A 24,816-nucleotide genomic window follows, 5' to 3' on the forward strand; every position below is an offset into this window, starting at 1 on the left:
CTCCAGGGATGTGACGGTGAACGAGATCTCGGACGACGAGCTACTCCGGCGTATCGGCCGTGGTGAGCGCGTCGCGTTCGAGACCTACTACGCGCGCAACGCGGCTTGGCTGGCGGTGCGGATCCGGCGGCGGTGCGCCGGTGACGCCGAGCTGACCGCCGACGTCGTCCAGGAGACGTTCCTCGCGGTGTGGCGCGCGGCACGGTCGTACCGGGGGTCCGGCCAGTCGGGCGGCTGGTTGTGGTCGATCGCGACGCGGCGGCTCATCGACGCGCACCGCCGCCGTGCGGTTCGGGTGTCGACGGTCGACGAGCCCGGCGACGGCGCGGTCACGGTGGCCTCTGCCGAGGAGGAGGCGCTGGCCTCGTCGTACGGCGCCGAACTCGCGGCCGCCCTCCGGCGGTTGTCGCCCGAACTGCGGGCGGTGATGCAGGCGACGGTGCTGGACGGGTTGAGCGTGCGGGAGGCCGCGGTCGTCCTGGACGTGCCGGAGGGGACCGTCAATTCGCGCGCGATGCGTGCGCGACGGCAACTACGGGAGGCGCTGTCATGACGTGGCATGTTCCGGAGAGCACCATGCGCGCCTACGTCGGCGACACGATCGCCGACACCGACGCGTGGTCGATCGAGGCGCACCTGACGGAGTGCGAACGGTGCCGGCACCAGGTGGCCGTGACCGCCGTTGGAACACCGACAGCGGAACTGGTGGAACGGTCCTGGAGTGCGGTGGCGACCGCGCCACCGGGGCAGGGCCGGGTCCGCTGTGGTGGCCGGTGGCGCGCGTTCGTCTCGCTGGCCGCGTCCGGGGCCGCGGCGCGAGGCGCGTGGCTGCTGGCGATGGTCGTGATTCTGCTGGCGAGCATGGTGCTGGACCTGACCGGCGCCCGGGTCGGGGCGGCCGGTACGGGTGGCGGCGGACTGCCGTGGCTGACCTTGCTGGCGCCGTTGATCCCGGTGATCGGGGTGGCGGCGACGTACGACGCAGGGCTGGACGACGCCGGTGAGATCGTCGCGTCGACCCCTTCGGGTGGGTTGCGGCTGTTGCTCGTGCGCACGCTGGCGGTGCTCGTGGTGGTCGTTCCGGCGGCGTTCGTCGTCGGCCTGGTGTCCTCGCGGTCCGAGCCCGCGGGATGGCTGCTGCCGTCCCTCGCGCTGACCGCGTCCACGTTGGCGATCGGGTCGGCCGTGGGCGTGGCGACAGGCGCAGTGGCGGTCATGGTCGCGTGGTTCGGCGTCGTGGGCGGGAGGGCGTTCACCGCGCGGACCGAGCCCGCGTACCTGCCTGCCGACACGCCGTTGCTGTGGCTCTCGCTCGCCGCATTGGCGGTGGCCGTCGTCGCACTTCGAGCCGGCGCGTTCTCGCGCCTTCCGTTGCAAGTTTCCGTGTTCCGTCGAAGAGAGGCCGAGCGATGACCACTCCGACCATGATCGGAACCCATGTCGACGTCGACGACCTGGTCGTGCGGTTCCGCAGACGGACCGCACTGTGCGGGGTCGATCTGGAGCTCGGCCCCGGTGTCCACGGGCTGCTGGGCCCGAACGGCGCCGGCAAGACGACCCTGATGCGGGTGCTGGCGACCGTCGCGCGGGCTTCGTCTGGCTCGGTGACGCTGCTGGACCGCGACGTCACCCGGCACACGGAGTTGCGCGAGCTACGCCGCCGGCTCGGTTACCTGCCGCAGCAGTTCGGCTACTACCCGCGGTTTACCGTCCGTGAGTTCGTCGAGTACTTCGCCTGGTTGAAGGAGATGCCCGCCGACGAGGTCCCGACCGCGGTCGACCGCGCGATCGAACGTGTCGGCCTGCTCGACCGGGCGGATGACCGGCTGAAACGGCTGTCCGGGGGGATGATCCGCCGGGTCGGCATCGCGCAGGCGATCGTCAACGATCCCGATGTCCTGCTGCTCGACGAGCCGACCGCGGGATTGGACCCGGAGCAGCGGGTCGAGTTCCGGGACCTGCTCCGCACGGTGGGCGTTGACGCGTGTGTGATCGTCAGCACACATCTGGTCGAGGACGTCACGGTGGCGTGCACGGACGTGACGGTGCTGGACGACGGACGCGCGGTCTTCCGCGGCGGGCCGGACGAACTTGCTGCCGAGGCAGGCGAGGGAACCGACGGCGGCGACAGCCCGATCGAGCGCGGATACACGGCGCTGTTGCGGCGCGTGCGTGCGGAGAGCCGATGACGCGGCTCCTCCGGATCGAGCTGCGCCGTTCCGTCGCCCTGGTCCTGTTCGTCGCGACGGCGGTCGGCGGCACGGCGATGATGTTCAACGACACCGAACAGTGGGTGGGGCGCTGGTCGGGGCTGGCGGTGTATCTGCGGACGGCGCTGGTGGTGCTGGTGCCCATCGTGCTCGCGGCAGCCGCGTGGCAGGGCGGGCGCGAGCGACGGCGGCGCATGGACGAACTGCTGTCGACGGTTCCGCGTCCGCGGCCGCAACTGGTGCTGGTGCGTTGGGGCGTGGTGAGCGCGGGCGTGGTCGCGGGTTGCGTGGTCGTGTGGCTCGTCTGCGCCGCTTTCGTGGCACCGGTGGCGACCTACTCCGGCGGCGGCTGGTGGTGGTTGACCCTGGTCGCTGTCGTGGCCGTCGCCGCCGCGGCAGCGGTCGGCCTGACACTTGGGCAGGTGCTGCCGTGGCGGTTGGCTGCACCGGTCATCGGCGTGGCCGGCTATGCCGGCATCGGGTTGCTGAGCTTCGCCGGCGACTCGGGCCGCATGTGGCTCAGTCCGGTGCTGCCCAGCCACGTCGTCGGCGAGATCCTGCCGGCGTCGGCCAGCGCGCTGCAAGCAGCCTGGTTCGCCGGGCTCGGGGTGAGCGCGCTGACTCTGGCCGGGGCTCGCAAGCGAAAGGTCGTCGCCGCGCCGGCCGCGATGACGCTGGCCATCGGGGCGGTGATCGTGGTCGGTCCCGGCGATGAGCGCTGGACGGAGGACGCGGCCGCTGCCGAGCAGGTGTGCACCGGCGACGTCGTCGACGTGTGCGCCACCCGGCAGATGGGCTTCCTGCTGGACGACTTCGTCGCCGCGACAGGGGAGACGGTGCAGCGGCTGAGCCGGGTGCCGGGGGCGCCGCGGCGGATCCTCGTGAACGCGAACAGCGAGGCTCGGTGGTCGGCGTCGGATCCGGTGCGTATCGGGCTGGAGCGCTACGTCGATTGGCGTGGCGGGCTGTCGATGACCGACGCGTGGGGCTACCGGCTGCGTGACGAACTGGCGACGGCGGTGTTGCCGCCCACGCAAGGCTGCGCCGACTGGCCGGCACCCGACCGCGACCTCGCGGTGGTCTCCGTCGTGGCGCAGCTCTGGGCCGGCGCGACCGGCGATGCCGCCGGTGCCGACGCGGAGGTGCTGGCGCGGTACCAGCGCTTCGCGGACCGCCCGGAGGCCGCGCAGGCACGCTGGATGCAGCGGTACTACGAGGCCGCCCGGAACTGCGACGCTGCCGCTCTGCCCGCACTGAAGCGTGATCTGGCATGAGGGTGCTGTGGTTGCACTGCCGCGCCCGGTCCGCGCCGGCGGTGCTCCTGGGCATGCTCGTGGTCACACTGCTGGCCTGGTGGTTGGCCGATTGGCTGGTGCACCAGTCGTATGCACAGGGGCCGCTGGCTCGCCGGAGCGTGGTGGTTCTCGCGCCGGTGCTCGCGGCGGCACTCGTGTCGGTGTCGTTGGCTGGAGCGGACGACGAGCTCGAACGCTCGACCGCATGGCGGTGGCGACGGATCCGCACCGTCCACGTGACGATCGCCACAGTGGTGTGCAGTGCAGCGCTGACCCTGACCGCGTTGTGGGAACCGGCTCGTTACGGTGCGTACGAACTGGTGCGCAACACCGTCGCGTGCGTGGGCATGGCGGCGGTCGCGGCCTGCGTGCTGGGTGCCGGTCTCGCCTGGGTCCCGGTGCTCGGCTATGCCGCGGTGGTGTTCGTCGTCGGCGGAACTCCTGCGCCGGACAGCGCGTGGTGGACGTGGCCGGTGCAGCTCTCCGACGTGCCCGGGGCGTGGTGGGCCGCGGGTGTCTGGTGGTCCGTCGGAACGGTGCTCTACGGGCTCCTGGGAGCTCGGGTGACCCCCGACCGTGGCGTCTGAGGTGCCGGTGTGCTGTGGCACTGTTGACCCATGGCCAACCAGCCCGAACGCCGCGAGTACGACATCGACATCCCGACCGAGGTCGAATCCGGAACGTACGCCGACTTCGCCTCCATCTGGCACACCGCCGACTCGTTCGTCCTCGACTTCGCCGTGCTCAAGCGTCCGCCGAAGCCCGCCGTGAACGACGACGGCAGCCGCGTCGTCAAGGTGCCCACCCGTGTGGTCACGCGCGTGCGGGTGCCACCGAGCCAGGTGTTCGAGATCATGAAGGGGCTGGAGAAGCAGCTCTCGATGTGGGAGCGCAGCCACGGTTCCAAGCGCAAGCCCCCGGAGGAGGAGTCGTAGGCGACACTGTGGGCAACATCATCCGTATCGTCGTCGGTGTCGGCGGTCTCGTCGCGGCCGGGTGGTCGGCGGTGCGGTCGTTGCGTGCGCGACGGGCGGGGGAGCGGGACACGTTCGCCCGCGCGTGGGCGATACTCGCTGCGACCGCTGTGGTGATGGCGCTGACGCTGGTGCTGTAGCCGCCGGTTACGGCGTGTGCGTGTCGAGCCGGTCGAGTACCCGCTCCGAGAGCACGGTGAGGGCCTTGACGTCGTCGTCGGTGAGCACGTCGAAGAAGAGCTGGCGGACGGTCTCGACGTGCGGGGGCGCGGCCTCCTCGATGGCGCGGCGACCGTCGGGGGTCACGACGACGAACGCGCCGCGGCCGTCGTCGGGGCATTCCTCGCGGGTGACGAGGCCGCGACGGGCCATTCGGGCGATCTGGTGCGACAGTCGGCTCTTCTCCCACTGCAACGACCTGGCCAGGGCGGATACGCGTAGCCTGGCGTCGGGGACGTCGGTCAGGTGGACCAGCACCTCGAAGTCGGGAAGCGAGAGCTGGGAGTCCGCCTGGAGCTCACGCGCCAAGGCGGCTTCGAGCAACTTGTTCATGCGCAGATAGCTTCGCCACGCGTGCTGTTCCTCGTCGTCGAGCCACCGGGTCTCAGCCATGTGGGCTATTGTAGCGGAATAGTTGACACGTCATCCAGACGCGTTAATCTGATGACACATCAACGATATTCGCTCGACGGCTTCGAAGGGAGCCCTCATGACATCCGAGTCCACGTTCGACAACCTGACCGGCGACTACACGCTCGACTCCGAGCACACGCGCATCGGGTTCGTCGCCCGTCATGCCATGGTCACCAAGGTCCGCGGTTCGTTCAACGACTTCGAAGGGGAGATCCACGTCGACGGCGACGACCCCACGAAGTCGAGCGCCCGGGTCGCCATCAAGACCGCCAGCATCGACACCCGCAACGAGCAGCGTGACGGGCACCTGCGGACCAACGACTTCCTCGATGTCGAGACCTACCCGGAGATCACGTTCGTCTCGACCGAGATCCGCAAGCTCGACGAGCACTCGTTCGAGCTCACCGGTGACCTGACGATCAAGGACACGACCCGGCCGGTCACCATCGAGTTCGAGTACCAGGGAACCGCGAAGGACCCGTTCGGCAACGTGCGCATCGGCTTCGACGGTGCCGTCACGATCAACCGCAAGGACTGGGGCGTCAGCTGGAACGCTCCGCTGGAGACCGGTGGCGTCCTGGTCAGCGAGAAGGTGACGCTCGAGTTCGAGATCTCGGCCATCAAGGCCGCCTGATCGGTCGACACTGATCACGGCCTCCGGTTCCTGCCGGTGCACTCTGAGCGTCAGCTGCTGGCACAGGTGATGTGCGCGATCAGGTGACGTTCGCGCGGTGATCGGCGGCGAGGTGTCACCTGATCATGTCCAGCCATTGGACCGTGAATGATCAGGTGACACACTGAGGCGTTTCCGCGTCGATCCGTCACCTGATCGTCCAGTGACCACATGGTGGAGATGATCAGGTGACACCATGCGGAGCGGAGAGCGTCCCCTGCATGCGCGTGCCGCCCGTTGCTTGACCTTGTCGTGACGTCAAGGTTTCTACTGGCGGTATGCGTATCGGAGAGCTCGCCGCCGTCGCCGGCGTGACCAGCCGGACCGTACGGCACTACCACCGCGTCGGGCTGCTGCCCGAGCCCATTCGGCGGTCCAACGGCTATCGCCAGTACGACCTGCGCGCCGCGGTCGAACTCGTGCGGATCCGCAGGCTGACCGAACTGGGGCTGAGCCTGGACGAGGTCGCCGACGTTCTCGCCGACGACGAGGGCAGAGAGCTGCACGAGGTTCTCGCCGCGCTGGACGCGGACCTCGAGCGCCAGCAGGAGTCCATCCGGCTGCGGCGGGAACGCCTCGCCGGGCTGCTCGAACAGGCGCGGGACGGGACGCTCCCGGCCGAGGGGCCGGTGTCGGCGGAACTCGCCGAGCTGTTCGGCGCGATGGCGCGGACCTCGTCGGAACGGCCGGGCCCCGAGCCGGCGATGGCGGCGAAGGAACGCGAGCTCTTCGCGCTGCTCGAGGGATCGTCGACGGACGCGTCCGGCGGCTGGCTCGCCGGGCTCGTCGGTTCCCTCGGGTCCGACCCGGAGGCGCTGCACCGCGCGTACGACCTGTACACCCGGATGGACGAGCTGGCTGGAGCCGGCACCGACGATCCGCGGGTCGCGGAGGTGGCCGGTGCCGTCGTGGAGCTGATGCCCCAGGACGTCATCGACTCCATGGCCGGCGTCGAGGAGTTCGACGTCGACGAGGGTGACGGCTTCGTCGGCGCGTACTTCGCCGACCTCGCGCCCGCACAGGCCGAAGCGGTCCGGCAGGCGATCCGGCTGGTGCAGGAGCGGGTCCGATGATCGCGGCGGTGCAGCGTACGGCGGCGAAAGTATGGGCGGCCGTGCCGCGGCCGGTGCGCCGGCTGCTGCGGCACGAGCTGGTCCTGTGGGCGTGCCTGCTGCGGTGGGTCGCCCGCAGCGGACCGCACGGCGTGGGCCGTGGCGACACCGCCGCCGGCTACAACCGCGGACAGACCGCGATCATGTACGGGATACTGTTCGCCTCGGTCGTCGAGACCGTGGTGCTGGCGTTGATCATCCCGTGGCCGCTCGTACATCTGATCGTCTTGATCGTGGATCTGTGGGGCGTGTGGTTCGCGTTCGCGTTCATCGCCTCGTGCGCGGTGCGCCCGCACGTCGTCGGCGCCGACGGCTCGCTGCGGGTGCGTTACGGTGCGCTCGTCGACATCCGCATCCCGGCCGGGATGGTCGCGTCCGTGCGGGCCGACCGTCGCTACGCCCACGGCGGCGGGCTGCTGAATCTGAGTGATGACGACACCGTCGGCCTGGCGGTCGCCGGAGAGACGAACGTCACGGTCGAGCTCGCCGAGCCGGTGCGGTTCAGCCGGCCGATGGGCAAACCCGCCCGGGCGAGGACGGTGCGCTTCTACGCCGACGACCCGCGCGCCGTCGTGGCGGCTCTGGGAGCGGACCAGTCACGAATCCGGTGACGCGTCGTCGTCGAACCGGGCCCGCGCCTTCCGGACGTCGGGCAGGTTCGCCGTGCTCCAGTGCAGTAGCGCGTCGATGAGCTCTTGGAGCGTCTTGCCCAGCGGCGAGATGCGGTACTCGACGGCGACGGGTCGCGTGCTCGTGACGACACGCTCGACCATCCCGTTGCGTTCGAGGCGCCGCAGGGTGGCCGTGAGCGACTTCTGGGTCACGACCGGGATCGCCCGGCGTAGTTCGTTGAACCGCGAGGGCCGCTCGCACAACGCGTCGAGCACCTGCAGTGACCACTTGTCGAGCACCTGATCGAGCAGTTCGCGGTGCTCGGCCGTGATCTGGGAGTGGTCGAAGCCGGCATGGGTGGTTTCGGTCATGAAACCTAGTCTCGTTGAAGTTCCCTCTGTTCACCAAGTAGACATTGGATACCTACTCGAACGGCAACCGAAGGGACAACCCGTGACGGTCCAACTGACCACCCCAGAGGGCATGTTTCAGCCCGTCCCGTACCACCACGTCTCGATCGGCACCGGGACCCGTCAGGTGCACGTCGCCGGTCAGATCGCGCGGGACACCGAGGCGAACCGCGTCGCGACGGGTGACCTCACCGGCCAGGTGGCGCAGGCGCTGCGCAACACCGCACGCGGCCTGGCCGGCGCCGGAGCGAGCTTCTCCGACGTCGTGCGCCTGCGGTTCTTCGCCACGCAATGGAGCCCCGACAAGATGGACGACTTCATGGCCGGCATCGAACGCGTCACCGACGAGCTCGGCATTCCGCAGCCGCTGCCGCCCGCGTCGCTGATCGGCGTGGACTACCTGTTCGAGCCCGACGTGCTGGTCGAGGTCGAGGCGTTCGCCGTCCTCGACTGATGCGGTGACGACCCTTCGTAGCGGGTGGCGATCGCGGCGGCGCGATCACGCAGGGAGGTGCGCAGCCACTGCGGGGTGAGGGCTTCGGCGTCCGTGGCGAGCTGCCACAGCGCCCATTCGGCGTGTCTGGAGTCCTGGAAGGTCACGTCCAGCCGCAGCCATCCGTCCGCGTCGGATTCTTCGGCGCGGACGGCCAGCGCGGTGCCCACCAGCTCGTCGCGCCGCGCCGGATCCACCCGCACCAGCACGGCGACCTGCGCACCACCGGTACGGAATCGCGTGCTGCGTTCCTGCCAGACCCGGGCCAGATCGACCCGGGCGGCTCGCTGAGCGGGTTCGGTGAGTTCCTCGGCCGCCACCATCCGGGACAGCCGGTAGGTGCGGTCGGCCCCGGACCTCGTGGCCAGCAAGTACCCCTGGTCGCGCACGGTGACCAGACCGATCGGATCGACCGTGCGCCACTTCGGGGCCTGATCCGCCGCCGCGTAGTGGATGCGCAGCTTGTGTCCGGCGAACACGGCACGCCGGACCTCGGCGACGACGGAGTCGGGCACCTCGTCAGCGACCAGCCGCCGCGAGAGGAGGTCGGTCTCGGGATCGACGAGCAGCCGCTCGGCCACGTCAGCGGCGGCGCCCCGTTGGCTTTCCGGCAACGCGTCGACGACCTTGAGCATCGCCGACGCGAGCGCCGAGCCGAGGCCGATGGTGGGCGTGCCACGCCGGGACCCGGCGATCAACAGGGCGAGCGCTTCGTCGTGGTTCAGGCCGGTGAGGTCGGTCCGGAAGCCGGGCAGCAACGCGAATCCGCCGTGCCGGCCGCGTTCGGCGTAGACCGGGACACCGGCTGCGGACAGCGCCTCGACGTCACGGAGCACGGTGCGGCTGGACACCTCCAGCTCGCGGGCCAGTTCGGTCGCGGAGAGGCGGCCGCGCTGGCGCAGCAGCAGAACCAGTGAGACCAACCGATCGGCGCGCATACGCCGATTCTGCCGGGAGCGCACGACACCGGCTGTCCTGTGCTCCGGGAAGCTGCCACCCTGGCCTTCAGGCCGGTGAGGAGGTGACACACATGGAGCCGTCCGAACAGCCGGCGGAACTCCGTCTCGCCGAACTCCACGGGTTGCTCGTTGCCGACCGCGAGCGCACGTCCGAGCTCGTGTCTTCGCTCACCCGGAACTTCACGTCGATCGTCGAGGCGACGCGGTTCACCGCGACCGATGACGAGCACGACCCCGAAGGATCGACGATCGCCTTCGAGCGCTCACAGACGAGCTCGCTGCTGGCGAAAGCCAACAATCACCTGGCCGACGTGGACAAGGCCTTGGCGAGGATCGCCGACGGCAGCTACGGCCGGTGCGAGCGCTGCGGCGAAGCCGTCTCCCGCGAGCGGCTGCTCGCGCGTCCGGCGGCCCGCACCTGCATCGCCTGCGCGGAAGCACGACCCTCCGCAGACACCCCCGGACACTGACTCCGCCGACGAATACACGACCAAAGGTGTCGTGCTTTGCCGGAAGGCTCGGCGCCGTACGGACTCTCGGCGCAATCGATTGGAGCCGCTGTGGCAGTGGAACGAACGGCAGTCAACCCGGTGACGTGGTCGACGGAGATGGGGTTCAACCAGGGTGAGATCGTCTCCGGGCACACCCGCACCCTGTACTGCTCCGGACAGACCGCGACGAGCGGTGACGGCGGACCCCAGCACGACGGTGACATGGCCGCGCAGGTGGGGCTGAGCCTCCACAACCTGGAGGCCGTGCTCGGCGCGGCCGGCATGTCCCTCGCGAACCTCGTCCGGCTCAACGTCTACACGACCGACGTCGATCTGCTCGTCCAGCACTATGGTGTGCTGGCGTCACGGCTGGGCGCGGCCCGGGTGGCGCCGACCACCACGATGCTCGGTGTGACACGGCTGGCGATTCCCGGCCAGATGGTCGAGCTCGAAGGGACCGCCGTCGCGTGACTCGTCGACGAGCACCGCACTGAGAAGCGACGAGGGCCGAACCGTCGACCGAGGGTGACCCCGGCAGCCGACGGTTCGGCCCTCGCGCGTCGTGGGGTGAGTGACGGGATTTGAACCCGGCAAGTGGTCCCAGCTAGTCGAAGAATCTGCAGGTCACGACGGTTCTCCACCGTCCGTCAGCACCGCTCGTAGGCACTCAGACGTGCCTCGGGTGTTGCCATGGCAACAGGAGAATCCGTGTCCGACAGCGCATCCACCCCGGCTCCGAAGAAGAAGCACCGCTTCCTGAAGTTCGTCGGCGCCGTCATCGTCATCATCGTCGCGATCGCGATCTTCGCGCCCGGTGGCGACGACTCCACCACCACGACCACCGACGCCGGCGGCTCGTCCGGCGGCGACTCCGCGCCGGGCATCGGCGACGAGGCCGTCGACGGTGACTTCACCTTCGTGGTCCACTCCGTCAAGAACGGGCCCGACTCCATCGGTGACGAGTTCACCAGCATGCAGCCGCAGGGCAAGTTCGTCCTCGTCGAGATGACCGTGACGAACCACGGCGACTCCGCCGGCTCGTTCTTCGGCGACAACCAGTACCTGATCGACGCACAGGGCCGTGAGGCGAGCGCTGACACCGAGGCGGCGCTGTACCTGCCGGACTCGAAGTCGCTGTACGAGGAGATCAACCCCGGTAACTCGGTCAAGGGAACCGTCGTGTTCGACATCCCGGCTGACGCGAAGCCTGCCGAGCTGCGGCTGCACGACTCCGCATTCTCCGGCGGCGTCACGGTGGAGGTGCGCTGATGGCCGCCGTCCCTCCGCCTCCAGGTCCGTCGAAGCGTCGGCGCGTGTCGCTGACCGCTCTCGCTGCCGTCGTCGTCCTGGCCGTCGGCGTCCTCACCGGCTGGGCCGCCAGCGAAGGCCAGACCCGTGAACAGCAACTCGGCGTCGACGTCGCCGGCGCCGTGATCCCTGGCAGCCAGGACGAGATCGACGCGGCCGACTCCCGCGCCGACGACGCACAGTCGGAACTCGAGGACGTCCAGGCGCAGCGGGACGACTACCGGCAACAGATGCTCGAGGAACGCGCCGCCAAAGAGCGTGCGCAGCGCGAGGCCGATGAGCGCGCCGTGGCGCTCGACAAGCGAGAGAAGGCGCTCGACGAGCGAGCCGCCGCGCTGGACGAGCGCGAGTCCGCGATCAGTGAGACCGAACAGCAGATCGAAGCGTCGACGATCGGCGATGGGGTCTACGTCGTCGGCGAGGATGTCGCCGCTGGCGAGTACCGGACCGACGGCGCCGACGGCTCGAACCCGGTCGGGTGCTACTACGCGTTCAAGTCCGGGACCGGTGCCGACGCGGAGATCATCGACAACAACATCGTCGATGGTCAGGCGCGCGTCACGTTGTCCGAGGGCGACGTCTTCGAGTCGAAGGCGTGCGATGAGTGGACGGCGGTGTCCTGATGCACGCCGCTCGCGCCAACCGCCGCCCCCACGCCCTCGCGCTGCTCGGCCTGGTGGTGATCCTCGCGCTCGCCGCTTTCGCGCTCGTCTACGACGACCGGGCGAGCTCGGCACCGCCGGTGGAGGACTACCACGACCAGGGCCACTGGCCCGGGCCGAACCCGACCGTGTGCGTGCAGGACGAGACCCGCGGTTTCCCGGTCACGGAGGCCGCCGCCGAGTTCGCCGGAACGCCGGTGAGGTTCGTCGTCGAGACCGACTGCAGTGGCTACGGCAACGTCGTCCAGGTCGAGCCGGACATCAACCCGGACTCCACGGCGGCCGGATGGTTCCGGGCGCAGCGCGACGACGACGGCTACTACGAGTCCGCCATGATCTGGCTCAACGTCGACCAGGCATTCCGGCTCGACCCGCACGCCTGGCGGATGATCCTCGTCCACGAACTCGGCCACGCCGCCGGCCTGTCGCACACCGACGGACACGGCAGCGTCATGGACCCCGTCGACACCAGTGACGCCGACGGCCTCACCGACGCCGACCGGGCCCAGCTCGACGAGCTGTACGCCCGGTGACCGAGCCGGAGCCGCACCCCACCGACTGCAACTGCTGGTACTGCGAGAACGACATCCCGCCGCCAGCTGACGAACCTGACGAGGAGATCAACCCATGAGGCGACTCACGATCACAGCGGCGCTGGTGCTGCTCGCGCTGACCGGATGCACCAGCGACGCCGAGCTTGGCGACGGCGAGGTCACCGACCGCGGCGCCCTCGACACGGGCAAGCGGGTCGGCGGGTTCGACGAGCCGGCGAAAGTCGGCCGCACGTACGAACCGCCCGAGGACTCGCCGCGGTTCGACTGCCGCATCCACGGCAACGAGCGGTGCGGCGGCCCTGTCGGCGACATGTGGGCCAGCACCACCGCCGGCATCCCCGCGTGGCTGCTGCCGGAGGTGGACTGATGGGCATCATGTACATGGGCATCTATTCCGACCGGATCGGCGACCACGAGGGATACGCGGCCCAGCTCCTGCCCGACGGCACCGAGACCAGCATGGTCCTCGACCTGAGCGAGATCACCGGACACCGGGCCGCGTGCGAGTGCGGCTGGCGCGGCGCCACCGTGCACCCACCGACCGAAGCCGGCGAGCAGCAAGCCGACGACGAGTGGGAGGCGCGCCACCTCGAGCCGCTCGTCGACACCGAGGCAGCGCGCCACACCGTCACCGGCGCCGTCCTGGTCCGGTTCATGCGGGAACTCGCTCGGCAGGCCGATCGCCGTCCCCGCGTCGACGGCGACAGGTACGACGGGCACGCCCTTGGCCTGTGCGACGCGAACAATCAGCTCGGCGACCTGCTCGACGAGCTCACCCGACAGGAGGTCACTGCATAGATGGACGAGCCCGGCTCGGTGCTCCCACACCGGCCGGGCTCTTGCCCACCACCTGAATGCGCAGGAGGCAGACCATGTCCGACCCTATCGAGCGTGAGCGCCGCCGTCGCGGCCTCACCATCCTCACCGCCGTAGTGCTCGCGTGCGCAGCCTTCGTGCTGTACGTGGCGCTGTCGTGAGCGCCCCGCTACTGCCCGCCTGCGCGCAGCGGATCTACGCGCAGATCGAGGACTCTATGGCCACCTGGGCCGCCCGGTCCGCCGATCCGTCGCCCGGCTCGCTGGCCGCGCTGCGGACCGCGATCGACCGCACAGGGGATCTCATCGTCGAGCTGCAGGTGTACCGGGACCAGTTGCACGCGGAGTACACGGCGCACGCAGTATCAACGGTTGATACACGGATCGATCGAGGCGACACCGACCACGTCCGACCAGGTGCCACCTCGGAGGACTAGGTGGACAATCTTGCTTCTTCGGGCGGGAAGCACGAAGATCGCAGTCTGACCGTTGAGGACTTTGGGGGGCGGCTTTGCCAGACCCGGGCTACTACGGTGCCCGCAGTACACGTGATGGCGGGACGTGGCACTTCTACCGCGATGTGGCGGGGAAGGCGGTCGCCAAGCGGGAACTGTGGGCAATCTGCGAAGGAAGTGAGCAGGAACGAGCGATGCGGACTGCGGAAATTGGCGAAGTTCTCCGCCGTGCGACAGGTGGGGATCTTTGCTGGTGGAAGCCTGGGGAGGGTGGCGACGTCCGGGACATCCAGCGTGCACCGTACCTTCTCGAGCTTCGATGGGAGCTCGAGCCGTTCGACGGTGAGATCCCTCCCGTCCTGACGCGACTCTACTTTGCCGAGCCGGAAGACTACGTTGAACTGCTGCTGGGTCTTCGGTTCGGTACCAAGGACGTGCGCGACCCGGACAGCCACGACCGGCAGAACGATGACATCGATGTCGCGGAGCGGCGACGCGTAGAGGGTCGGCGATGGCACTGGGGTCTGGCGTAGAGACTTGAGTCTATGCAACAGTTGGCGCATGGATGAGCTAGAAGAACTGTTGGGCGTCAACTCCGAGAGCCCAGCGCAGCGTCTAGCTTCAATCTTGGTGCGCGAAGACGTCGACCTGCTCTCGGAGTTGCGAGACCGCCGTAAGGCTAGTGGTCTCACACAGGCCGAGGTTGCTGAGCGCTTGGGAGTAACTCAGGAGACCGTGTCAGCGTTCGAGCGGCTAGGCAACGACCCTCGACTGTCCACCGTACGCCGATACGCGGCGGCGATCGGCGTCGTAGTCCGTCACGAGACCGAAACCTTCGAGCCAAGCCGTGACTCAGTCCGACACGCATTCGGTACATCCCGCAGTCGTCGAGCCGCGATCCAAGACTTCGCCGGCCTGGCAGGTTGGGCGAAGCGGCACGACTCGGTGAAGGAGTGGAAGGTGCATGCCGGACAAGCTGACCGTTGATGACCTGCACTCGAAACTCAGACTGGAAGGTGTGACGGTCATCCGGCTCGAGGTGGAGGCTGTTACAGCGTCGTCCGCTGACGACTCCGAAGAGTCTGACGAGCACGACGACGACGGCGAACAGCTCCCGATAGCTGGCGTTCTCCCCAACGACAACCAGCTGTCGGTCGCTGCATCCTACGAATTGGTGAAGGACGACGTAGCCGCCAGTGCGCTCCTGTTTGCCGACTATCGCTCGGCCGATTCGCAGTTGACGATCGACAAGGACCGGGATGAGGAAGCGCTCACCGAGTTCGGCCGCCAGATCGTCGACAGCGTGTTGCGACCGCGGATGGAAGCTGTAGTCGCGTGTGGGATCAGCCTGATCGGCCCGATGACACGGGTACCTGCCTTACCGCCCGACGCTCCGTTCTTCGTCGGCATGCCTGACGGCTCCGATGACATAGGTGAGTAGCCGCAACGCACGAACGCCCCGCCCTCGACTCGAGGGCAGGGCGTTCGTCTGTTGGCCTACCTGCAGTGCCGCTGACGCCACCACGCGAGCGCCCAGCAGGTGGGCGAGGCGCAGAGATCTAGCGATTCGCGTGCGCCGGCACCCGGCGGCCGGTACGGTGCGGCTCGTGTCGGTCGGCTTGGTCTCGTCCTTGTGAGCATTAGACGCTGGGCTGGCCGGCACCTTTAGGCGCCCGAGGTGGTGTCAGGGCCAGGCATGTTCCCGTCCCGCCTTTCTCCCGCGGGGTGGGGCGGGACGCATGTCCTCGAGCTGCGCATCGATGCTGGCGCCTACTCGCCGCACTCGACGCAGTAGACGATCTCTTCCGGGCGGAGCGGGTCGTCGTAGTACGTGGTGGAGTCGTGCTCGGTGACACGGCCACAGTGGTCACAGTGCTGGCGTCGGGTCGTGACGATGCGCATACCTCGACGATGCTCAGCGGACTCCACCCCGGTCGACAGTTTTGACACCCTTTGACACCGATCTTCATTGACCCGGAGCAACGGCGCGTGTGAGGTTCGAAGTGCCTGTGCAGGGACGGAACATGGGAGGTCGAAGTGGTGGAGTTCATCGGCATGGACCCCGGCTCGCCGACGGATGAGTGCCCGGCGGTGTACGTGGACCCGATGACCGGAGACATGTACCAGCAGGGACGGGTCGTCACCGACCCCGAGCTGCTGGCGTCGATCACCGGGCACGCGCCGATCGCCGCGGATGAGGCGGTCGTGTGGCAGCCGGCGCGGCTCGCGCCGACGGTGGCGGAAGCGGCCACGGGACAGTACGACGCTGGCCCGGCAGGGCCCTGGTGAGCTGACGTTCGAGCGGTTCCTGGCGACGGCGCGTCGCTCGGCGATCCATGTCGAGATGCGCGAGTCCTACGGCGAGAACCCTGACTTTCAGCGGTGGCGCGAGACGGGGTCGACGGAGTTCGACTGGTCGAAGTGGCACGAGATCGTGGGCTCGGCGGTCGAGCGCGGTGTGCAGATGCGCCGCGTGCGGGTGGTCTCGGAGCCGGTGTCGGACTACATCCGGTGGGAGCACGCGATCAGCGACGGCAACGTCAAGGCCGGCGAGGATCTGCGCTGGCTCCCGCGTCGGCAGGCCTACGACCTGCTGCTGCCGGGCGCGGATCTGTGGATGATCGACAACCGGCTGGTGCGGTACAACTTCAACGCCGGCGACGGCACCAGCCTGCGGCAGTACGAGTACGTCAGCGACCCGCGGAAGGTCGCCCAGGTGGTCGCGGCCGTGGAGATGATCTGGGAGCGCGCCATCCCGCACGCCGACTACGTACCTACGTGAGTTTGTCGATCGCGTCGCGGATCAGCCCGGCCGCGGCGTCGCCGTGCACGGCGAGGGCGAACAGGCGCTGCCAGGCACGGACGTACATCTCGACCTCGGCCGGGTCGGTCACCGACAGATATCCGGAGACGAGCTCGACCGACACGAGCCGCTGGTCGATGATGTTGAATGACTCGTCCGGGGACATGCTGCTGCGGTAGGTGTCCATCGGGATGATCCCGAGCGAGACCGACGGCCAGTGCATGACGTTCAGCAGGTGCTGCAGCTGCTCGATGTGCACCTCGACCTGGTACGGGCGGTAGCGCAGCACCGGCTCCTCGAGCACGAACACCCACCGGGCCTCGGGGCGCAGCAGTACGCGCCGGCGGTCCATCCGTTCGGCGACGGCGGCGGGGACGTCGTTGACCTCGACGCCCTGTTCGCGGCGGATCATGGTCAGTGCCGCGGTGGTGTAGGCCTCGGTCTGCAGTAGGCCGGGGATGACCTTGATCTGGTATGCCCGGTACTGCGTCAGGTTCTCGAACATGTCCCGCACCGATTGCTGCGCCGACTTCAGTCCGCCGCGGTTGAGCTGCTGGTAGGTCACCCACGTCCCGGCGACGGACGCCTGCTCGGCCAGCAGTTCCTCGGTGCGCAACTCGGAGGCGCCGCAGATGCGGCACCACAGCCGGACATGGTCCGGGCTGATGGTCCTCCGGCCGCGCTCGATCATCGACACCATCGACGAGTCCGCCCAGCCGGCGGCGCGTGCGAATGCCACTCCGGAGATCTGCACGTCGGTGCGCAGCTCGCGGAGCTTGTCGGCGAGTCTCGTCCGGGCGGCCTGTGCGGACGAGGACGGCGATGCAGGCATCGCCCCCTATCATCCCAGCGACGGCGCCAGCTCACTCCTCCTCCGGCCCCCGCCGGTGCACATCGCACGGCTTGAGCCACGCACCGGTGGTGGCGAGCCGCCGGTCGACGAACTCCACGTAGACGTGGCCGGCGTCCCACCGGGTAGCAGTCGCGTCGATCCACTCGACTCCGTCGTCCTCCCAGACGATCCGCGCCGTGACTGGGATGCCGTGGCGGTGCTTGTGGAAGTCGCGGGGTCGTCGCGGCCAGTGCCAGTTCAGCACCCGCCGGAGTTCGCGGACGTGCGGCGGTTGCTGGCGCTGACGGTCTGCACCCATGCCGCCAGTATCGAACACAAGTGCGGACATGCGAAAGCGCCCCGCCCACCCGTGAGGGTGAGCGGGGCGCGAGTTTGGTCCGGGGTGTGTGCTAGCTGCTACCTACCCGGGTCGGCGTGGTCTTGCGGCGGGCCAGCTCGACGCCGCCGGGCACGAGCACGGCACCGCCGAGGGCGGTCCACATGGCTACCGAGGATTCCTCGACGTAGCCGTAGACCACGAGGATCGCGAGGACCGGCGCCAGTAGCCCGTACAGGTAGCGCCGGATCGGCTCGGTGCGGGCGAAGAACTTCGTCATGATGGTGTCTCCTCTGCTGGTTCGTGCCTGATGCCGGAGCGGATCTGGTCGATCTCGGCGAGCGCGTCCATGAGCTGGGTGCGGATGCGGTCGATCTCAGCGAGGTAGTAGCTACGTTCGTCGGCCAGCTGCTGCCGTAGTCGGCCGTTGTCTGCCTCGAGTTCGTCGCGGGCCTTGGACACGGTGGCCAACGCCTGCGCCGTCGCTTGGAGGTTCACCGACTCAACCTCGGCCGGCTGGCGGCGCCGCCACCGCTCGCGTCCCCACTGGATGAGCGCGACGAGGGTGCCGCCGCCGGCGACTGCGGCGACGAGGCGGACAATGTCGGGCGCCGTCACTGGGCGCCCTCGTTCTCCACGAGGGTGGCCGCGAGCTCATCCATGGCTCGCCGCATCAGGGTCTCGACTTCCTCGGCCGTGGCGGGAACGCCACTGAGGTTCGTCGCGCGGTGGATGGCTGTGCCGAGCTGGCGGCCGTACGGCGAGTCGCGGTCGGCGGCGGCTTCGATCGCCTTCTTCATGTGGCGCCGCGTGAGCCGGCCGAACAGCGCGTTCAGGATGTCACCGAACTTGCGCCCGTACGGATTCCGCCTCGTCTGGGCGTCCTCGAGCGCCTGTAGCAGCCCGGCGCGCACGGCTGCCTGCACCTCTTCGGATGTCATCTCGTCCTCCTCCTCGCCGCCGACGATCTGTCGCGCGCGCTCGATGATTCGATCAACGGGCAGTGCACCCGGGTCGCCGTGGGTGTTTCCCGGCGCATGCAGGTGTCCGAGCCAGCCCTGGAACGCCGCGAACTGCGACCACGACATCCGTGCGCTCGTGTCGCCGTAGCTCGCCGGGTACGGCAGCCAGTTCTCGGCGGCCGTGATGGGCACGTCCCATTCCCGGTGCATCCAGGCCACGTACTCGGCAAGGTCTTCGATCGCGCCGTCCGACAGCTCGGTCACGTGCGGGTAGCCGTACTGCTGCGCGAATGACTCGTCCGACGAGCAGACGATCTCGATCTGGACGACGTCCTCGCGGTTCGTCTGCCGTCTGCCGTCGTTGCGCAGCGCGCGTGCCGATCGGTTGAGCGGGAAGTGCTGGCGCCACTCTCGCTTACGCGGGTCGTAGGTCAGCTGTGGTGCGGATGCCCCGCCCGAGTAGCCGGGCCAGCTGCCGGTCTCGGTCGTGTGCCACAGACCCTTGTTCGGCGTGATCGTGGCGTTCCCCTGGCCGAACCACTGTGCCGTGCGGTCGGCCTTCGGGTAGTAGATCGCCCTCGCCATGGCTGTCTCCCGTCAGAGCGGACGGAGATATTCGATCTCCATGAACGTGTACGCCTTGACCAGGCGGAGGTTCCTGCCGGTGTTCTGCGCCACGGTGAACATGACCGTCCCGCCGGCGTTGAGCGGCGCTATGACGCGGCTGCGGATCGTGAATGGGCGGCCGCCGGAGAATGTTGTGTACCTCGCCGAGATCGCGCCGAGATTCCCGCCGCTGCCGTCGGTTGGGTCGGTGACGTTGAGTCGAATGGTGACGTTCACCGACCCGACGGCGCGCGCGTTGTCGAACCTGGCGACGGCGTTCACCCGGTAGTAGCCGTCCAGCGGCACGGCGCGGTTCCAGGAGAACCCGTCCACGGTGAACCGGTTGCCGCCGTAGCGCGACGACAGGGTGCCCGGCGAGGTAGGGCCGGTGGGCTCGATGGTCTTGTGCTCCGCGGCGATACCGCGGTAGACGGGGGCGCGGTCGAGGCTGGTGTCGGCGTTGGTGACGGCGGCCGCGACGTCGGTCCGCAGGGTTGTGACGTCGCCGTCCTGGCGCGCGAGCTCGTCCTCGATCGCGGTGGCGAGGTCGACGCTCATGCCGGCGACGTCCGGCGGGTCCGTCTTGAGGGGGTACGGCAGGCCGTAGATCGGGGTCGAGTCAGGCATCGCTCACGCCGCCGGCCGGAGGAAGACGATCTCGTAGAAGCTCGCGTAGGAGTTCCCGCCGATGATGTTGACCGTGCCGCCGGTGTTCTGCAGCACGCCCATCTGGACGTTCTCGCCGGCCTGGAAGAACTCCGACGCCGTGGCGGCGGTGGTGAGGTTGCTGCCGTTGGTGTCGGAGACGCCGATGTCGGTGGCGATCGGCGTGCCGGTCGTGGGGTCGGTCGCCGAGGTGGAGTTCTTCCGGATGATCACCTGGAACGCGCCCGGGCTGCTCGCGCCTGCCCACAGAGCGACCATGTGCACCTCGTAGAACCCATCCAGCGGGAACACAACGATGTTCGACGAGCCACCACCGGTGAACCCGCCCTCGGCGATGGTGAAGTCGAAGAACCCCGGATCGGTCTCGCCACCGGATGGGATGCCGCCGGTGCCGCGCTTGATCGACCGGAAAATCGGCTTGTTCAGGACATAGTCGGTGAGGCTGGTTTCCAGTCCGTCGATCTCGCTCTGCGCGGTACCGATGTCGCCGTCGATGCGGGACAGCTCACGCTCGGCCGCGACGGCGAGGCGGCGGCCGAGGCGTGCACCGTTCGGGTCGTTACTCCCAGCGTCGTACGGCAGTCGATACTTCGGCGTCTCGGGCATCACAACCCCCGCTTCTCGATGCCGTAGGGCTGGCAGTTCACGGTGCCGCTGCCGGTGCCAGACGTGATGCGGGCGCGGATCTCGACCTCGACGGCGCCGTATGTTGCGTCCCGGACCGCCTGGGGCAGCATGGTCGGGCCGATGTCGTAGACCTGGCGCGCCGTCGAGCTGATAGGCACGGCGCCGAACTCGGTCTGGTTGACGAGCACCTGCAGCCTGGCCGTCGCGCCGCTGGTGACTTCTGCCCAGATGCGGCAGTACAGCGCGGGGTGGGTGAGGCGCAGTCTGCCCTGCCAGATGGTGTCGTAGGACGTCGAGCTGGTGGCCGACGACCCGTTGGTCCGCGTGTTGTACATGGGAACGTCGGTGTACGGGCGCGACAGGTAGCGCGGGTCGTTCTCGTCGGAGTCCATCGCGACGTACCCGGCGCCGGTCTGCAGCTGGAAGCCGCCGGCCTCCTTGGTGTGGAACACGAGCGTGCCGTCCGGGTCACGTATGTGGACGACCTCGGGCCCGCCTGGCGACGCCGGCGCGGCGCCGATCAGGTCGGTGCCGTCGTCCTGCTGGACGTAGAACCCTTGCCCGACGATCTCGCCGGTGGCTTCGATGATCACGCGCCCGGCGAAGAAGTGCGACGCGCCGTTGATGTGGTACGTGCCGACCTCGCCGCCACCTCCGAGCCGACGGCCGAGCCGCACGGCCATGTTGCCGTCGGTGTCGGTCACCTTGATCTCGCCGTCCTCGACGATGAGGTCGTCGCCGCCCTGCAGCAGGATCCGCCCGCCGTCGACGGTGAGGGTGCCCTGGCGGATGGTCACGTCGGCCGCGGTAGAGGGGTCTCCGATCAGGCCGAGCACCACGTACTGGTTGCGCCATTTCAGCAGCCCGACGACGTCGCCCGGCCGGGTGGACATCGCCTCGATGCGCCCGTACACCGGCAGGTCACGGAACATCACGCCGCCGACGTTGACCTCGTTGGTGCCGTGCTCGACGTCCCAGGCAACGACGGTGCCCTGCCGGAACTCCATCGTCGTGGGGGTGCCGGCCTTGAGGCGGGAGGCGATGTCCTCGGACCTACGCATCGGCTCGCCCCTCCTCGTCGGGGACATAATCGACCTGCTCGGTCATGGTCGCCGTCATCGCGCCCGCAGCCGTGAGCGGGATGGTCAACTCCTTGATCACGTAGGTGCGCTGCTCGGCGGTGTCGCGGTCGCGGACGCTGACCGGGTCGAGCACCTCGAGCGCGGGGTTCGGCACCGCGGACAGGTCCGCGGAGTACGGCAGGCCGAGGTTCTGCCGCAGCATCGACCGGGCGGCCTCGCGGCACTGCGCGTCCGTCTTCAGGAACTCGCTGGTGAAGAACTTCGGCACCTTGCCGTAGCGGCCGTAGTAGTACGTCGGCGACTCGGGGTTGTTGTCGCGCACCACCGCCCGCACCGGCGGCTTGTCGTCCGTGCCATCGCCTTCGGCAACCACGGCGTTGTAGACGCCGTCGCGCGACAACTCCCGCGACAGTTTGAGCAGTACCCCGCCACGGCCGCCGGTGAGCGTCGCAATGGGCACGGTCGGATCTGGTGGCGTCTCGACCCGGAACGTTCCGTCCTCAGCAACGTAGAAGACCTTGCCGTAGGACGCGGCCAAGTCGCGAAGGAACTCGTACCGCTTTCGCTCGACGACGACGGCGCGGCCGACCTGCTCAGCGTCGGTGCCGTCGTCGAACGTGACTGTCGCACTGGGGTAGATACCACGAACGAGGTCGAGGAAGATGTCGCCGACCGTCTGTGTGGCGGGGTACTGCACCGGCTGCTCGAGGCGGCCTTCGATGATCCCGGACATGCGGTCCCGGCCGCCGATCTGCACCGGCCGGTCGGAGTCGCCGTCCTGCGCGGGGTCCCACATCCGGTAGTACCCGAGGCCGACCCACTCGACCGTGACGCCGTCGAGGGACACGCCGCGCTCGACGAACAGCTCATTGCCGTACGGGGTGATCAAGCCGTCCGCGTGCGTGTCCCACTGGTAACCCGGCGTGGTCAGGTCGAGCGTGTGCCGGATCGCCGCAGACGCGTCGCCGTACACGTCGCCGCCGATGACGGGGATCTCCGTCCCGTCCGGGTCGAGGCTCTCCTGGTACGTCTCGACGACGCGGGCCCGCGCGGCCATCGAGTGCGAGCCGGCGACCGCGGCAAGGAACGCGTCGGACACGGGCCTCACGGGATGATCACCGCAGCCGGCGTGGCGATGTAGTCGAGCACGTCGGCCCACGAGTCGAACGACGCGACCACGTCGGCCCAACTGCCGAACTCCTCGATGAGCCCGTTCCAGGTCATGGTGTTCGCGACGATCTGCGGCGCCGGCGGTGCGACCTCGGTCAGCGGCAGCACGAACCGGCGCAACCCCGAGTGCACGCCGACACGATGCTTACTGGTGTCTCCGATGAAGAAGTACCCGGTCGGCACGTCGGGCTCCGGGTAGTCCGGCGGGATCTGCAGGAGCATGACGTCGCCCGCGGCGAGGATGAAGTCGAACTCGCGCGCGTCCTGGATGGAGTCGCGGTACACCGAGAGGTTGTACGAACGCGACCCACGCAAGTCGGTGACCGCGACTGGCAACGACCGGCCGACGACGTCGAACACGCCGCCGCGGGCCGGCTGGGCGACCTCGCCCGCGGTGGCGATTCGGATCGGCCGGTTCAGGAACGGCCGCGTCACGCTCTTGAGCCAGGGCCCGTCGATCGTCGGGGTGATCGACGCGACGTGCCGGTCCAGCGCATCGCGCAGCGTGCGGACCTTCAGCGACCGCGACGCGATCGCGTCCATGACCATGTCGAAATCCGACTTGCTGATCTGCGTCGTGGCGGTGACCGCCGGTGTGCTCACCCGGAAGTACGTCACGTAGAGGATCTCGTCGGACGCCGGAGTGTCGTCCATCCGTATCCGCACGCCCATGGTCGCGGCGCCGGCGGGGGCGGTGGCGGTGAAGCTGAACGTCTGCACCGCCGGGCCGAGCTCGATCTGCGCGCTCTGATCGCTGCTGATCGGGTTGCCCTGCGCGTCGTACCACCAGAACACGACGCTGGTCGGCACCGAGCGCGGACTGAGCACGTCCACGAACCCGGTCGCCTCGATGTGATACGCCCGCCCTTCGGTCGCCGCGATCCCGGACTGGCCCATCTCAATGGGCGTGACGCTGCCTGACGGCGTCACCTCCGCCGAGCCGCCCGCGGTGGACGACCACGCCAGGGTCCCGCCGGCGGTCGCGGCCCAGCCGGCGACGTCGCTCACGAACTCCGCGTTCGAGTTGATCGGCGCCTGGTCGCCAGGGCCTGCACGCATGTCGTCGATGTACAGCAGATCCGACGCGGCCGGCGTGCCGCCGATCAGCACGCCCGGGTTCAGGAACGCGGCGCTCGCCGGCGCTGACGCGGTGACGCGACCCTCGACCCACTCGCCTGCCGGAAGTGTGCCGACCTGGATCGTGTCCGAGGACAAGAACGCCCGCGCGTCGTCGAGCCACATGGCCCGCAACTCGACCCCGTCAACACCGTTCGGCGCGTACAGCCACACCGCCACCGTGTAGTCCATCCCGACCGTGACCGCCGGAGCCACGCTGTTGAACAGCGACACCGTCACCGTCCCGCTCGCGTCGGGCGTGACGAGCCCGGACGCAGCGCCGTCGTGCGCCTGCACAGTGGACCGCTCGAGGGTGGCGGCGGACACGAACCAGTCGCTGGTGTCGGTCTCGAAGCCGGGGTTGGGGTGCAGGTTCGTGGTGATCTGGTCGTCCACGATCTGGTGGAACACGAGGTTCATCCAGGCGGCGTCGTTCGACGCGGTCTTGTCGAGCATCCCGCCGGCAGCCACGAGATTGTCCGGGTTGAGTTGGTCACCGGAGAGCTCGCTGATGCTCGACGCCGCGTGGATGCGGTACGGCATGACCTCCGGGACGCCGGCGACCTGCAGGTGCGTGGCGCTGCCGACCGACGCGAGGATCGTGCGGCCGGACCGGAAGCCGGCCTTGCGCGTCAGGGACTCGACGGAGTTGCCGTCGGCGGTCGCGCCGTACCGCCCGTGCGGATACGCCAGGTTGTAGTGCCCGCCCGGATCGGGGTAGTTCGTGGCGAGCCAGTCGCGCAGCTCGGCCATGTCGGCCTGCGCCTCGGCCGTGGTGACGCCCTCGTAGGACGCGCCGTGCACCACGCCGGAGTAGGCGTGCCCGCCGATCTCCCACCCGGACGCGACCGCGTCGGCCAGGTCCGCCGACGTGACCGTGTCCGGGTCGCTGTCGACGCGGTCGGCGATGATGTAGGTCGTGGCAGTGAGGCCGAGCGCGTCCATCTTCGGCTTCCCCA

At 69.0% G+C, this 24,816-nt stretch carries 38 protein-coding genes; 24 read left to right on the forward strand and 14 right to left on the reverse strand.

The window, feature by feature from the left end; genetic code table 11:
* The first annotated feature begins 16 nt into the window (after positions 1 to 16).
* Genes CLV30_RS24785 through CLV30_RS26800 form a run of 7 tightly spaced genes read left to right on the forward strand, consistent with a single transcriptional unit; the run spans position 17 to position 4,619 of the window.
* Positions 17 to 553 (forward strand): RNA polymerase sigma factor, encoded by a 537-nt coding sequence (locus CLV30_RS24785; protein WP_165358735.1) that lies wholly within the window; start codon positions 17 to 19, stop codon positions 551 to 553.
* Complete coding sequence (locus tag CLV30_RS24790) at positions 550 to 1,413, forward strand: zf-HC2 domain-containing protein (protein WP_129711106.1); 864 nt, start codon at positions 550 to 552, stop codon at positions 1,411 to 1,413. Before CLV30_RS24785 ends, CLV30_RS24790 begins: the two co-directional genes overlap by 4 nt.
* Positions 1,410 to 2,189, forward strand: coding sequence for an ABC transporter ATP-binding protein (locus tag CLV30_RS24795; protein WP_205741070.1), 780 nt, complete (start codon positions 1,410 to 1,412; stop codon positions 2,187 to 2,189). Before CLV30_RS24790 ends, CLV30_RS24795 begins: the two co-directional genes overlap by 4 nt.
* Entirely contained in the window at positions 2,186 to 3,484 is a 1,299-nt protein-coding gene (locus CLV30_RS24800) for a hypothetical protein (protein WP_106539932.1), read from the forward strand. Before CLV30_RS24795 ends, CLV30_RS24800 begins: the two co-directional genes overlap by 4 nt.
* Positions 3,481 to 4,092: a hypothetical protein gene (locus CLV30_RS24805; protein ID WP_129711105.1), complete on the forward strand. Its 612-nt coding sequence runs from the start codon at positions 3,481 to 3,483 to the stop codon at positions 4,090 to 4,092. Before CLV30_RS24800 ends, CLV30_RS24805 begins: the two co-directional genes overlap by 4 nt.
* A gap of 30 nt (positions 4,093 to 4,122) precedes the next feature.
* The gene (locus CLV30_RS24810) at positions 4,123 to 4,440 is read left to right on the forward strand and encodes a DUF3467 domain-containing protein (RefSeq protein WP_106539934.1); all 318 of its coding nucleotides are present in this window, start codon (positions 4,123 to 4,125) and stop codon (positions 4,438 to 4,440) included.
* Between the two features lie 8 nt (positions 4,441 to 4,448).
* Complete coding sequence (locus CLV30_RS26800) at positions 4,449 to 4,619, forward strand: hypothetical protein (protein ID WP_165358734.1); 171 nt, start codon at positions 4,449 to 4,451, stop codon at positions 4,617 to 4,619.
* Between the two features lie 7 nt (positions 4,620 to 4,626).
* Here the strand turns inward: CLV30_RS26800 and CLV30_RS24815 are convergent, their stop codons facing one another.
* Entirely contained in the window at positions 4,627 to 5,091 is a 465-nt protein-coding gene (locus tag CLV30_RS24815; RefSeq protein ID WP_106539935.1) for a MarR family winged helix-turn-helix transcriptional regulator, read from the reverse strand.
* A gap of 97 nt (positions 5,092 to 5,188) precedes the next feature.
* Between CLV30_RS24815 and CLV30_RS24820 the strand changes: the two genes are divergently transcribed.
* From CLV30_RS24820 to CLV30_RS24830, 3 genes are all read left to right on the forward strand, one after another.
* Positions 5,189 to 5,746, forward strand: coding sequence for a YceI family protein (locus CLV30_RS24820; protein WP_106539936.1), 558 nt, complete (start codon positions 5,189 to 5,191; stop codon positions 5,744 to 5,746).
* Between the two features lie 317 nt (positions 5,747 to 6,063).
* Complete coding sequence (locus CLV30_RS24825) at positions 6,064 to 6,858, forward strand: MerR family transcriptional regulator (protein ID WP_106539937.1); 795 nt, start codon at positions 6,064 to 6,066, stop codon at positions 6,856 to 6,858.
* Positions 6,855 to 7,508, forward strand: coding sequence for a hypothetical protein (locus CLV30_RS24830; RefSeq protein WP_106539938.1), 654 nt, complete (start codon positions 6,855 to 6,857; stop codon positions 7,506 to 7,508). The genes CLV30_RS24825 and CLV30_RS24830 overlap by 4 nt, the downstream gene beginning before the upstream one ends.
* Here CLV30_RS24830 and CLV30_RS24835 read toward each other — a convergent pair.
* A complete protein-coding gene (locus CLV30_RS24835) occupies positions 7,494 to 7,880 on the reverse strand; it encodes a winged helix-turn-helix transcriptional regulator (RefSeq protein ID WP_106539939.1) in 387 nt (128 codons plus the stop codon). The two genes, CLV30_RS24830 and CLV30_RS24835, sit on opposite strands and share 15 nt — an antisense overlap.
* Positions 7,881 to 7,962: 82 nt before the next feature.
* On the opposite strand from CLV30_RS24835, the gene CLV30_RS24840 reads away from it, so the two are divergent.
* Entirely contained in the window at positions 7,963 to 8,373 is a 411-nt protein-coding gene (locus CLV30_RS24840) for a RidA family protein (protein ID WP_106539940.1), read from the forward strand.
* On the opposite strand, the gene CLV30_RS24845 is transcribed toward CLV30_RS24840, so the two are convergent.
* Complete coding sequence (locus tag CLV30_RS24845) at positions 8,316 to 9,350, reverse strand: helix-turn-helix transcriptional regulator (RefSeq protein ID WP_106539941.1); 1,035 nt, start codon at positions 9,348 to 9,350, stop codon at positions 8,316 to 8,318. The two genes, CLV30_RS24840 and CLV30_RS24845, sit on opposite strands and share 58 nt — an antisense overlap.
* Positions 9,351 to 9,442: 92 nt before the next feature.
* On the opposite strand from CLV30_RS24845, the gene CLV30_RS24850 reads away from it, so the two are divergent.
* The 11 genes from CLV30_RS24850 to CLV30_RS24900 all read left to right on the forward strand — a co-directional run bounded on the left by CLV30_RS24850 (position 9,443) and on the right by CLV30_RS24900 (position 15,097).
* A complete protein-coding gene (locus CLV30_RS24850; RefSeq protein ID WP_106539942.1) occupies positions 9,443 to 9,841 on the forward strand; it encodes a TraR/DksA family transcriptional regulator in 399 nt (132 codons plus the stop codon).
* Between the two features lie 96 nt (positions 9,842 to 9,937).
* Positions 9,938 to 10,333, forward strand: coding sequence for a RidA family protein (locus tag CLV30_RS24855; protein WP_106539943.1), 396 nt, complete (start codon positions 9,938 to 9,940; stop codon positions 10,331 to 10,333).
* A gap of 237 nt (positions 10,334 to 10,570) precedes the next feature.
* Positions 10,571 to 11,131: a DUF4352 domain-containing protein gene (locus tag CLV30_RS24860; RefSeq protein ID WP_106539944.1), complete on the forward strand. Its 561-nt coding sequence runs from the start codon at positions 10,571 to 10,573 to the stop codon at positions 11,129 to 11,131.
* Positions 11,132 to 11,175: 44 nt separating this feature from the next.
* Positions 11,176 to 11,793 (forward strand): Rv1352/Rv1906c domain-containing protein, encoded by a 618-nt coding sequence (locus CLV30_RS24865; protein WP_106539945.1) that lies wholly within the window; start codon positions 11,176 to 11,178, stop codon positions 11,791 to 11,793.
* Positions 11,793 to 12,365, forward strand: a complete 573-nt coding sequence (locus CLV30_RS24870) for a matrixin family metalloprotease (protein WP_129711104.1) — start codon at positions 11,793 to 11,795, stop codon at positions 12,363 to 12,365. The genes CLV30_RS24865 and CLV30_RS24870 overlap by 1 nt, the downstream gene beginning before the upstream one ends.
* Positions 12,366 to 12,459: 94 nt before the next feature.
* Positions 12,460 to 12,753 carry a hypothetical protein gene (locus CLV30_RS24875; protein WP_106539947.1) on the forward strand — a complete coding sequence of 98 codons (294 nt, stop codon included), beginning with the start codon at positions 12,460 to 12,462 and terminating at the stop codon, positions 12,751 to 12,753.
* On the forward strand, positions 12,753 to 13,184 hold the full coding sequence (locus CLV30_RS24880) for a hypothetical protein (protein ID WP_106539948.1): 432 nt from the start codon (positions 12,753 to 12,755) through the stop codon (positions 13,182 to 13,184). Before CLV30_RS24875 ends, CLV30_RS24880 begins: the two co-directional genes overlap by 1 nt.
* Before the next feature lie 175 nt (positions 13,185 to 13,359).
* Complete coding sequence (locus CLV30_RS24885) at positions 13,360 to 13,638, forward strand: hypothetical protein (protein WP_106539949.1); 279 nt, start codon at positions 13,360 to 13,362, stop codon at positions 13,636 to 13,638.
* A 212-nt stretch (positions 13,639 to 13,850) separates the two neighbouring features.
* Positions 13,851 to 14,189 (forward strand): hypothetical protein, encoded by a 339-nt coding sequence (locus tag CLV30_RS24890; protein ID WP_106539950.1) that lies wholly within the window; start codon positions 13,851 to 13,853, stop codon positions 14,187 to 14,189.
* Between the two features lie 28 nt (positions 14,190 to 14,217).
* Positions 14,218 to 14,643 (forward strand): helix-turn-helix domain-containing protein, encoded by a 426-nt coding sequence (locus tag CLV30_RS27990; protein WP_106539951.1) that lies wholly within the window; start codon positions 14,218 to 14,220, stop codon positions 14,641 to 14,643.
* Positions 14,621 to 15,097, forward strand: a complete 477-nt coding sequence (locus CLV30_RS24900; protein ID WP_106539952.1) for a hypothetical protein — start codon at positions 14,621 to 14,623, stop codon at positions 15,095 to 15,097. The genes CLV30_RS27990 and CLV30_RS24900 overlap by 23 nt, the downstream gene beginning before the upstream one ends.
* A gap of 329 nt (positions 15,098 to 15,426) precedes the next feature.
* Here CLV30_RS24900 and CLV30_RS27660 read toward each other — a convergent pair whose 3' ends face one another.
* Complete coding sequence (locus tag CLV30_RS27660) at positions 15,427 to 15,558, reverse strand: hypothetical protein (protein ID WP_276320021.1); 132 nt, start codon at positions 15,556 to 15,558, stop codon at positions 15,427 to 15,429.
* A 135-nt stretch (positions 15,559 to 15,693) separates the two neighbouring features.
* On the opposite strand from CLV30_RS27660, the gene CLV30_RS24905 reads away from it, so the two are divergent.
* A complete protein-coding gene (locus CLV30_RS24905; RefSeq protein WP_146154810.1) occupies positions 15,694 to 15,945 on the forward strand; it encodes a hypothetical protein in 252 nt (83 codons plus the stop codon).
* 55 nt (positions 15,946 to 16,000) lie between these two features.
* Positions 16,001 to 16,438, forward strand: coding sequence for a DUF6879 family protein (locus CLV30_RS24910; protein WP_205741068.1), 438 nt, complete (start codon positions 16,001 to 16,003; stop codon positions 16,436 to 16,438).
* Here the strand turns inward: CLV30_RS24910 and CLV30_RS24915 are convergent.
* The 10 genes from CLV30_RS24915 to CLV30_RS24960 form a co-directional block, all read right to left on the reverse strand.
* Complete coding sequence (locus CLV30_RS24915; protein ID WP_106539954.1) at positions 16,431 to 17,291, reverse strand: helix-turn-helix domain-containing protein; 861 nt, start codon at positions 17,289 to 17,291, stop codon at positions 16,431 to 16,433. The two genes, CLV30_RS24910 and CLV30_RS24915, sit on opposite strands and share 8 nt — an antisense overlap.
* A 31-nt stretch (positions 17,292 to 17,322) precedes the next feature.
* Positions 17,323 to 17,610 (reverse strand): hypothetical protein, encoded by a 288-nt coding sequence (locus tag CLV30_RS24920; protein WP_106539955.1) that lies wholly within the window; start codon positions 17,608 to 17,610, stop codon positions 17,323 to 17,325.
* Positions 17,611 to 17,701: 91 nt separating this feature from the next.
* Entirely contained in the window at positions 17,702 to 17,908 is a 207-nt protein-coding gene (locus tag CLV30_RS24925) for a phage holin (protein ID WP_106539956.1), read from the reverse strand.
* A complete protein-coding gene (locus CLV30_RS24930) occupies positions 17,905 to 18,246 on the reverse strand; it encodes a hypothetical protein (protein ID WP_106539957.1) in 342 nt (113 codons plus the stop codon). The genes CLV30_RS24925 and CLV30_RS24930 overlap by 4 nt, the downstream gene beginning before the upstream one ends.
* On the reverse strand, positions 18,243 to 19,175 hold the full coding sequence (locus CLV30_RS24935; protein WP_106539958.1) for a hypothetical protein: 933 nt from the start codon (positions 19,173 to 19,175) through the stop codon (positions 18,243 to 18,245). The genes CLV30_RS24930 and CLV30_RS24935 overlap by 4 nt, the downstream gene beginning before the upstream one ends.
* Positions 19,176 to 19,187: 12 nt before the next feature.
* Positions 19,188 to 19,823 (reverse strand): hypothetical protein, encoded by a 636-nt coding sequence (locus CLV30_RS24940; RefSeq protein ID WP_106539959.1) that lies wholly within the window; start codon positions 19,821 to 19,823, stop codon positions 19,188 to 19,190.
* 3 nt (positions 19,824 to 19,826) lie between these two features.
* On the reverse strand, positions 19,827 to 20,468 hold the full coding sequence (locus tag CLV30_RS24945; protein WP_106539960.1) for a hypothetical protein: 642 nt from the start codon (positions 20,466 to 20,468) through the stop codon (positions 19,827 to 19,829).
* Positions 20,468 to 21,550, reverse strand: a complete 1,083-nt coding sequence (locus CLV30_RS24950) for a hypothetical protein (protein ID WP_106539961.1) — start codon at positions 21,548 to 21,550, stop codon at positions 20,468 to 20,470. The genes CLV30_RS24945 and CLV30_RS24950 overlap by 1 nt, the downstream gene beginning before the upstream one ends.
* A complete protein-coding gene (locus CLV30_RS24955; protein ID WP_129711103.1) occupies positions 21,543 to 22,670 on the reverse strand; it encodes a DUF5047 domain-containing protein in 1,128 nt (375 codons plus the stop codon). Before CLV30_RS24955 ends, CLV30_RS24950 begins: the two co-directional genes overlap by 8 nt.
* Before the next feature lie 5 nt (positions 22,671 to 22,675).
* A partial coding sequence (locus CLV30_RS24960) for a polysaccharide deacetylase family protein (RefSeq protein WP_211300116.1) occupies positions 22,676 to 24,816 on the reverse strand: 2,141 nt, incomplete at its 5' end.

It is taken from the genome of Haloactinopolyspora alba (assembly GCF_003014555.1).
Classification (GTDB): Bacteria; Actinomycetota; Actinomycetes; order Jiangellales; family Jiangellaceae; genus Haloactinopolyspora; species Haloactinopolyspora alba.

What these genes read in the sequence shown, in the direction of transcription:
- CLV30_RS24925 (WP_106539956.1), bottom strand. Translation starts at nt 17,908, where the DNA reads ATGACGAAGTTCTTCGCCCGCACCGAGCCGATCCGGCGCTACCTGTAC.
- CLV30_RS24795 (WP_205741070.1), top strand. Translation starts at nt 1,410, where the DNA reads ATGACCACTCCGACCATGATCGGAACCCATGTCGACGTCGACGACCTG.
- CLV30_RS24875 (WP_106539947.1), top strand. Translation starts at nt 12,460, where the DNA reads ATGAGGCGACTCACGATCACAGCGGCGCTGGTGCTGCTCGCGCTGACC.
- CLV30_RS24945 (WP_106539960.1), bottom strand. Translation starts at nt 20,468, where the DNA reads ATGCCCGAGACGCCGAAGTATCGACTGCCGTACGACGCTGGGAGTAAC.
- CLV30_RS24940 (WP_106539959.1), bottom strand. Translation starts at nt 19,823, where the DNA reads ATGCCTGACTCGACCCCGATCTACGGCCTGCCGTACCCCCTCAAGACG.
- CLV30_RS24880 (WP_106539948.1), top strand. Translation starts at nt 12,753, where the DNA reads ATGGGCATCATGTACATGGGCATCTATTCCGACCGGATCGGCGACCAC.
- CLV30_RS24835 (WP_106539939.1), bottom strand. Translation starts at nt 7,880, where the DNA reads ATGACCGAAACCACCCATGCCGGCTTCGACCACTCCCAGATCACGGCC.
- CLV30_RS24805 (WP_129711105.1), top strand. Translation starts at nt 3,481, where the DNA reads ATGAGGGTGCTGTGGTTGCACTGCCGCGCCCGGTCCGCGCCGGCGGTG.
- CLV30_RS24845 (WP_106539941.1), bottom strand. Translation starts at nt 9,350, where the DNA reads ATGCGCGCCGATCGGTTGGTCTCACTGGTTCTGCTGCTGCGCCAGCGC.
- CLV30_RS24950 (WP_106539961.1), bottom strand. Translation starts at nt 21,550, where the DNA reads ATGCGTAGGTCCGAGGACATCGCCTCCCGCCTCAAGGCCGGCACCCCC.
- CLV30_RS24790 (WP_129711106.1), top strand. Translation starts at nt 550, where the DNA reads ATGACGTGGCATGTTCCGGAGAGCACCATGCGCGCCTACGTCGGCGAC.
- CLV30_RS24825 (WP_106539937.1), top strand. Translation starts at nt 6,064, where the DNA reads ATGCGTATCGGAGAGCTCGCCGCCGTCGCCGGCGTGACCAGCCGGACC.
- CLV30_RS24915 (WP_106539954.1), bottom strand. Translation starts at nt 17,291, where the DNA reads ATGCCTGCATCGCCGTCCTCGTCCGCACAGGCCGCCCGGACGAGACTC.
- CLV30_RS24935 (WP_106539958.1), bottom strand. Translation starts at nt 19,175, where the DNA reads ATGGCGAGGGCGATCTACTACCCGAAGGCCGACCGCACGGCACAGTGG.
- CLV30_RS24815 (WP_106539935.1), bottom strand. Translation starts at nt 5,091, where the DNA reads ATGGCTGAGACCCGGTGGCTCGACGACGAGGAACAGCACGCGTGGCGA.
- CLV30_RS24820 (WP_106539936.1), top strand. Translation starts at nt 5,189, where the DNA reads ATGACATCCGAGTCCACGTTCGACAACCTGACCGGCGACTACACGCTC.
- CLV30_RS24910 (WP_205741068.1), top strand. Translation starts at nt 16,001, where the DNA reads ATGCGCGAGTCCTACGGCGAGAACCCTGACTTTCAGCGGTGGCGCGAG.
- CLV30_RS24800 (WP_106539932.1), top strand. Translation starts at nt 2,186, where the DNA reads ATGACGCGGCTCCTCCGGATCGAGCTGCGCCGTTCCGTCGCCCTGGTC.
- CLV30_RS24850 (WP_106539942.1), top strand. Translation starts at nt 9,443, where the DNA reads ATGGAGCCGTCCGAACAGCCGGCGGAACTCCGTCTCGCCGAACTCCAC.
- CLV30_RS24890 (WP_106539950.1), top strand. Translation starts at nt 13,851, where the DNA reads ATGCGGACTGCGGAAATTGGCGAAGTTCTCCGCCGTGCGACAGGTGGG.
- CLV30_RS24830 (WP_106539938.1), top strand. Translation starts at nt 6,855, where the DNA reads ATGATCGCGGCGGTGCAGCGTACGGCGGCGAAAGTATGGGCGGCCGTG.
- CLV30_RS27660 (WP_276320021.1), bottom strand. Translation starts at nt 15,558, where the DNA reads ATGCGCATCGTCACGACCCGACGCCAGCACTGTGACCACTGTGGCCGT.
- CLV30_RS24810 (WP_106539934.1), top strand. Translation starts at nt 4,123, where the DNA reads ATGGCCAACCAGCCCGAACGCCGCGAGTACGACATCGACATCCCGACC.
- CLV30_RS24870 (WP_129711104.1), top strand. Translation starts at nt 11,793, where the DNA reads ATGCACGCCGCTCGCGCCAACCGCCGCCCCCACGCCCTCGCGCTGCTC.
- CLV30_RS27990 (WP_106539951.1), top strand. Translation starts at nt 14,218, where the DNA reads ATGGATGAGCTAGAAGAACTGTTGGGCGTCAACTCCGAGAGCCCAGCG.
- CLV30_RS24920 (WP_106539955.1), bottom strand. Translation starts at nt 17,610, where the DNA reads ATGGGTGCAGACCGTCAGCGCCAGCAACCGCCGCACGTCCGCGAACTC.
- CLV30_RS24900 (WP_106539952.1), top strand. Translation starts at nt 14,621, where the DNA reads ATGCCGGACAAGCTGACCGTTGATGACCTGCACTCGAAACTCAGACTG.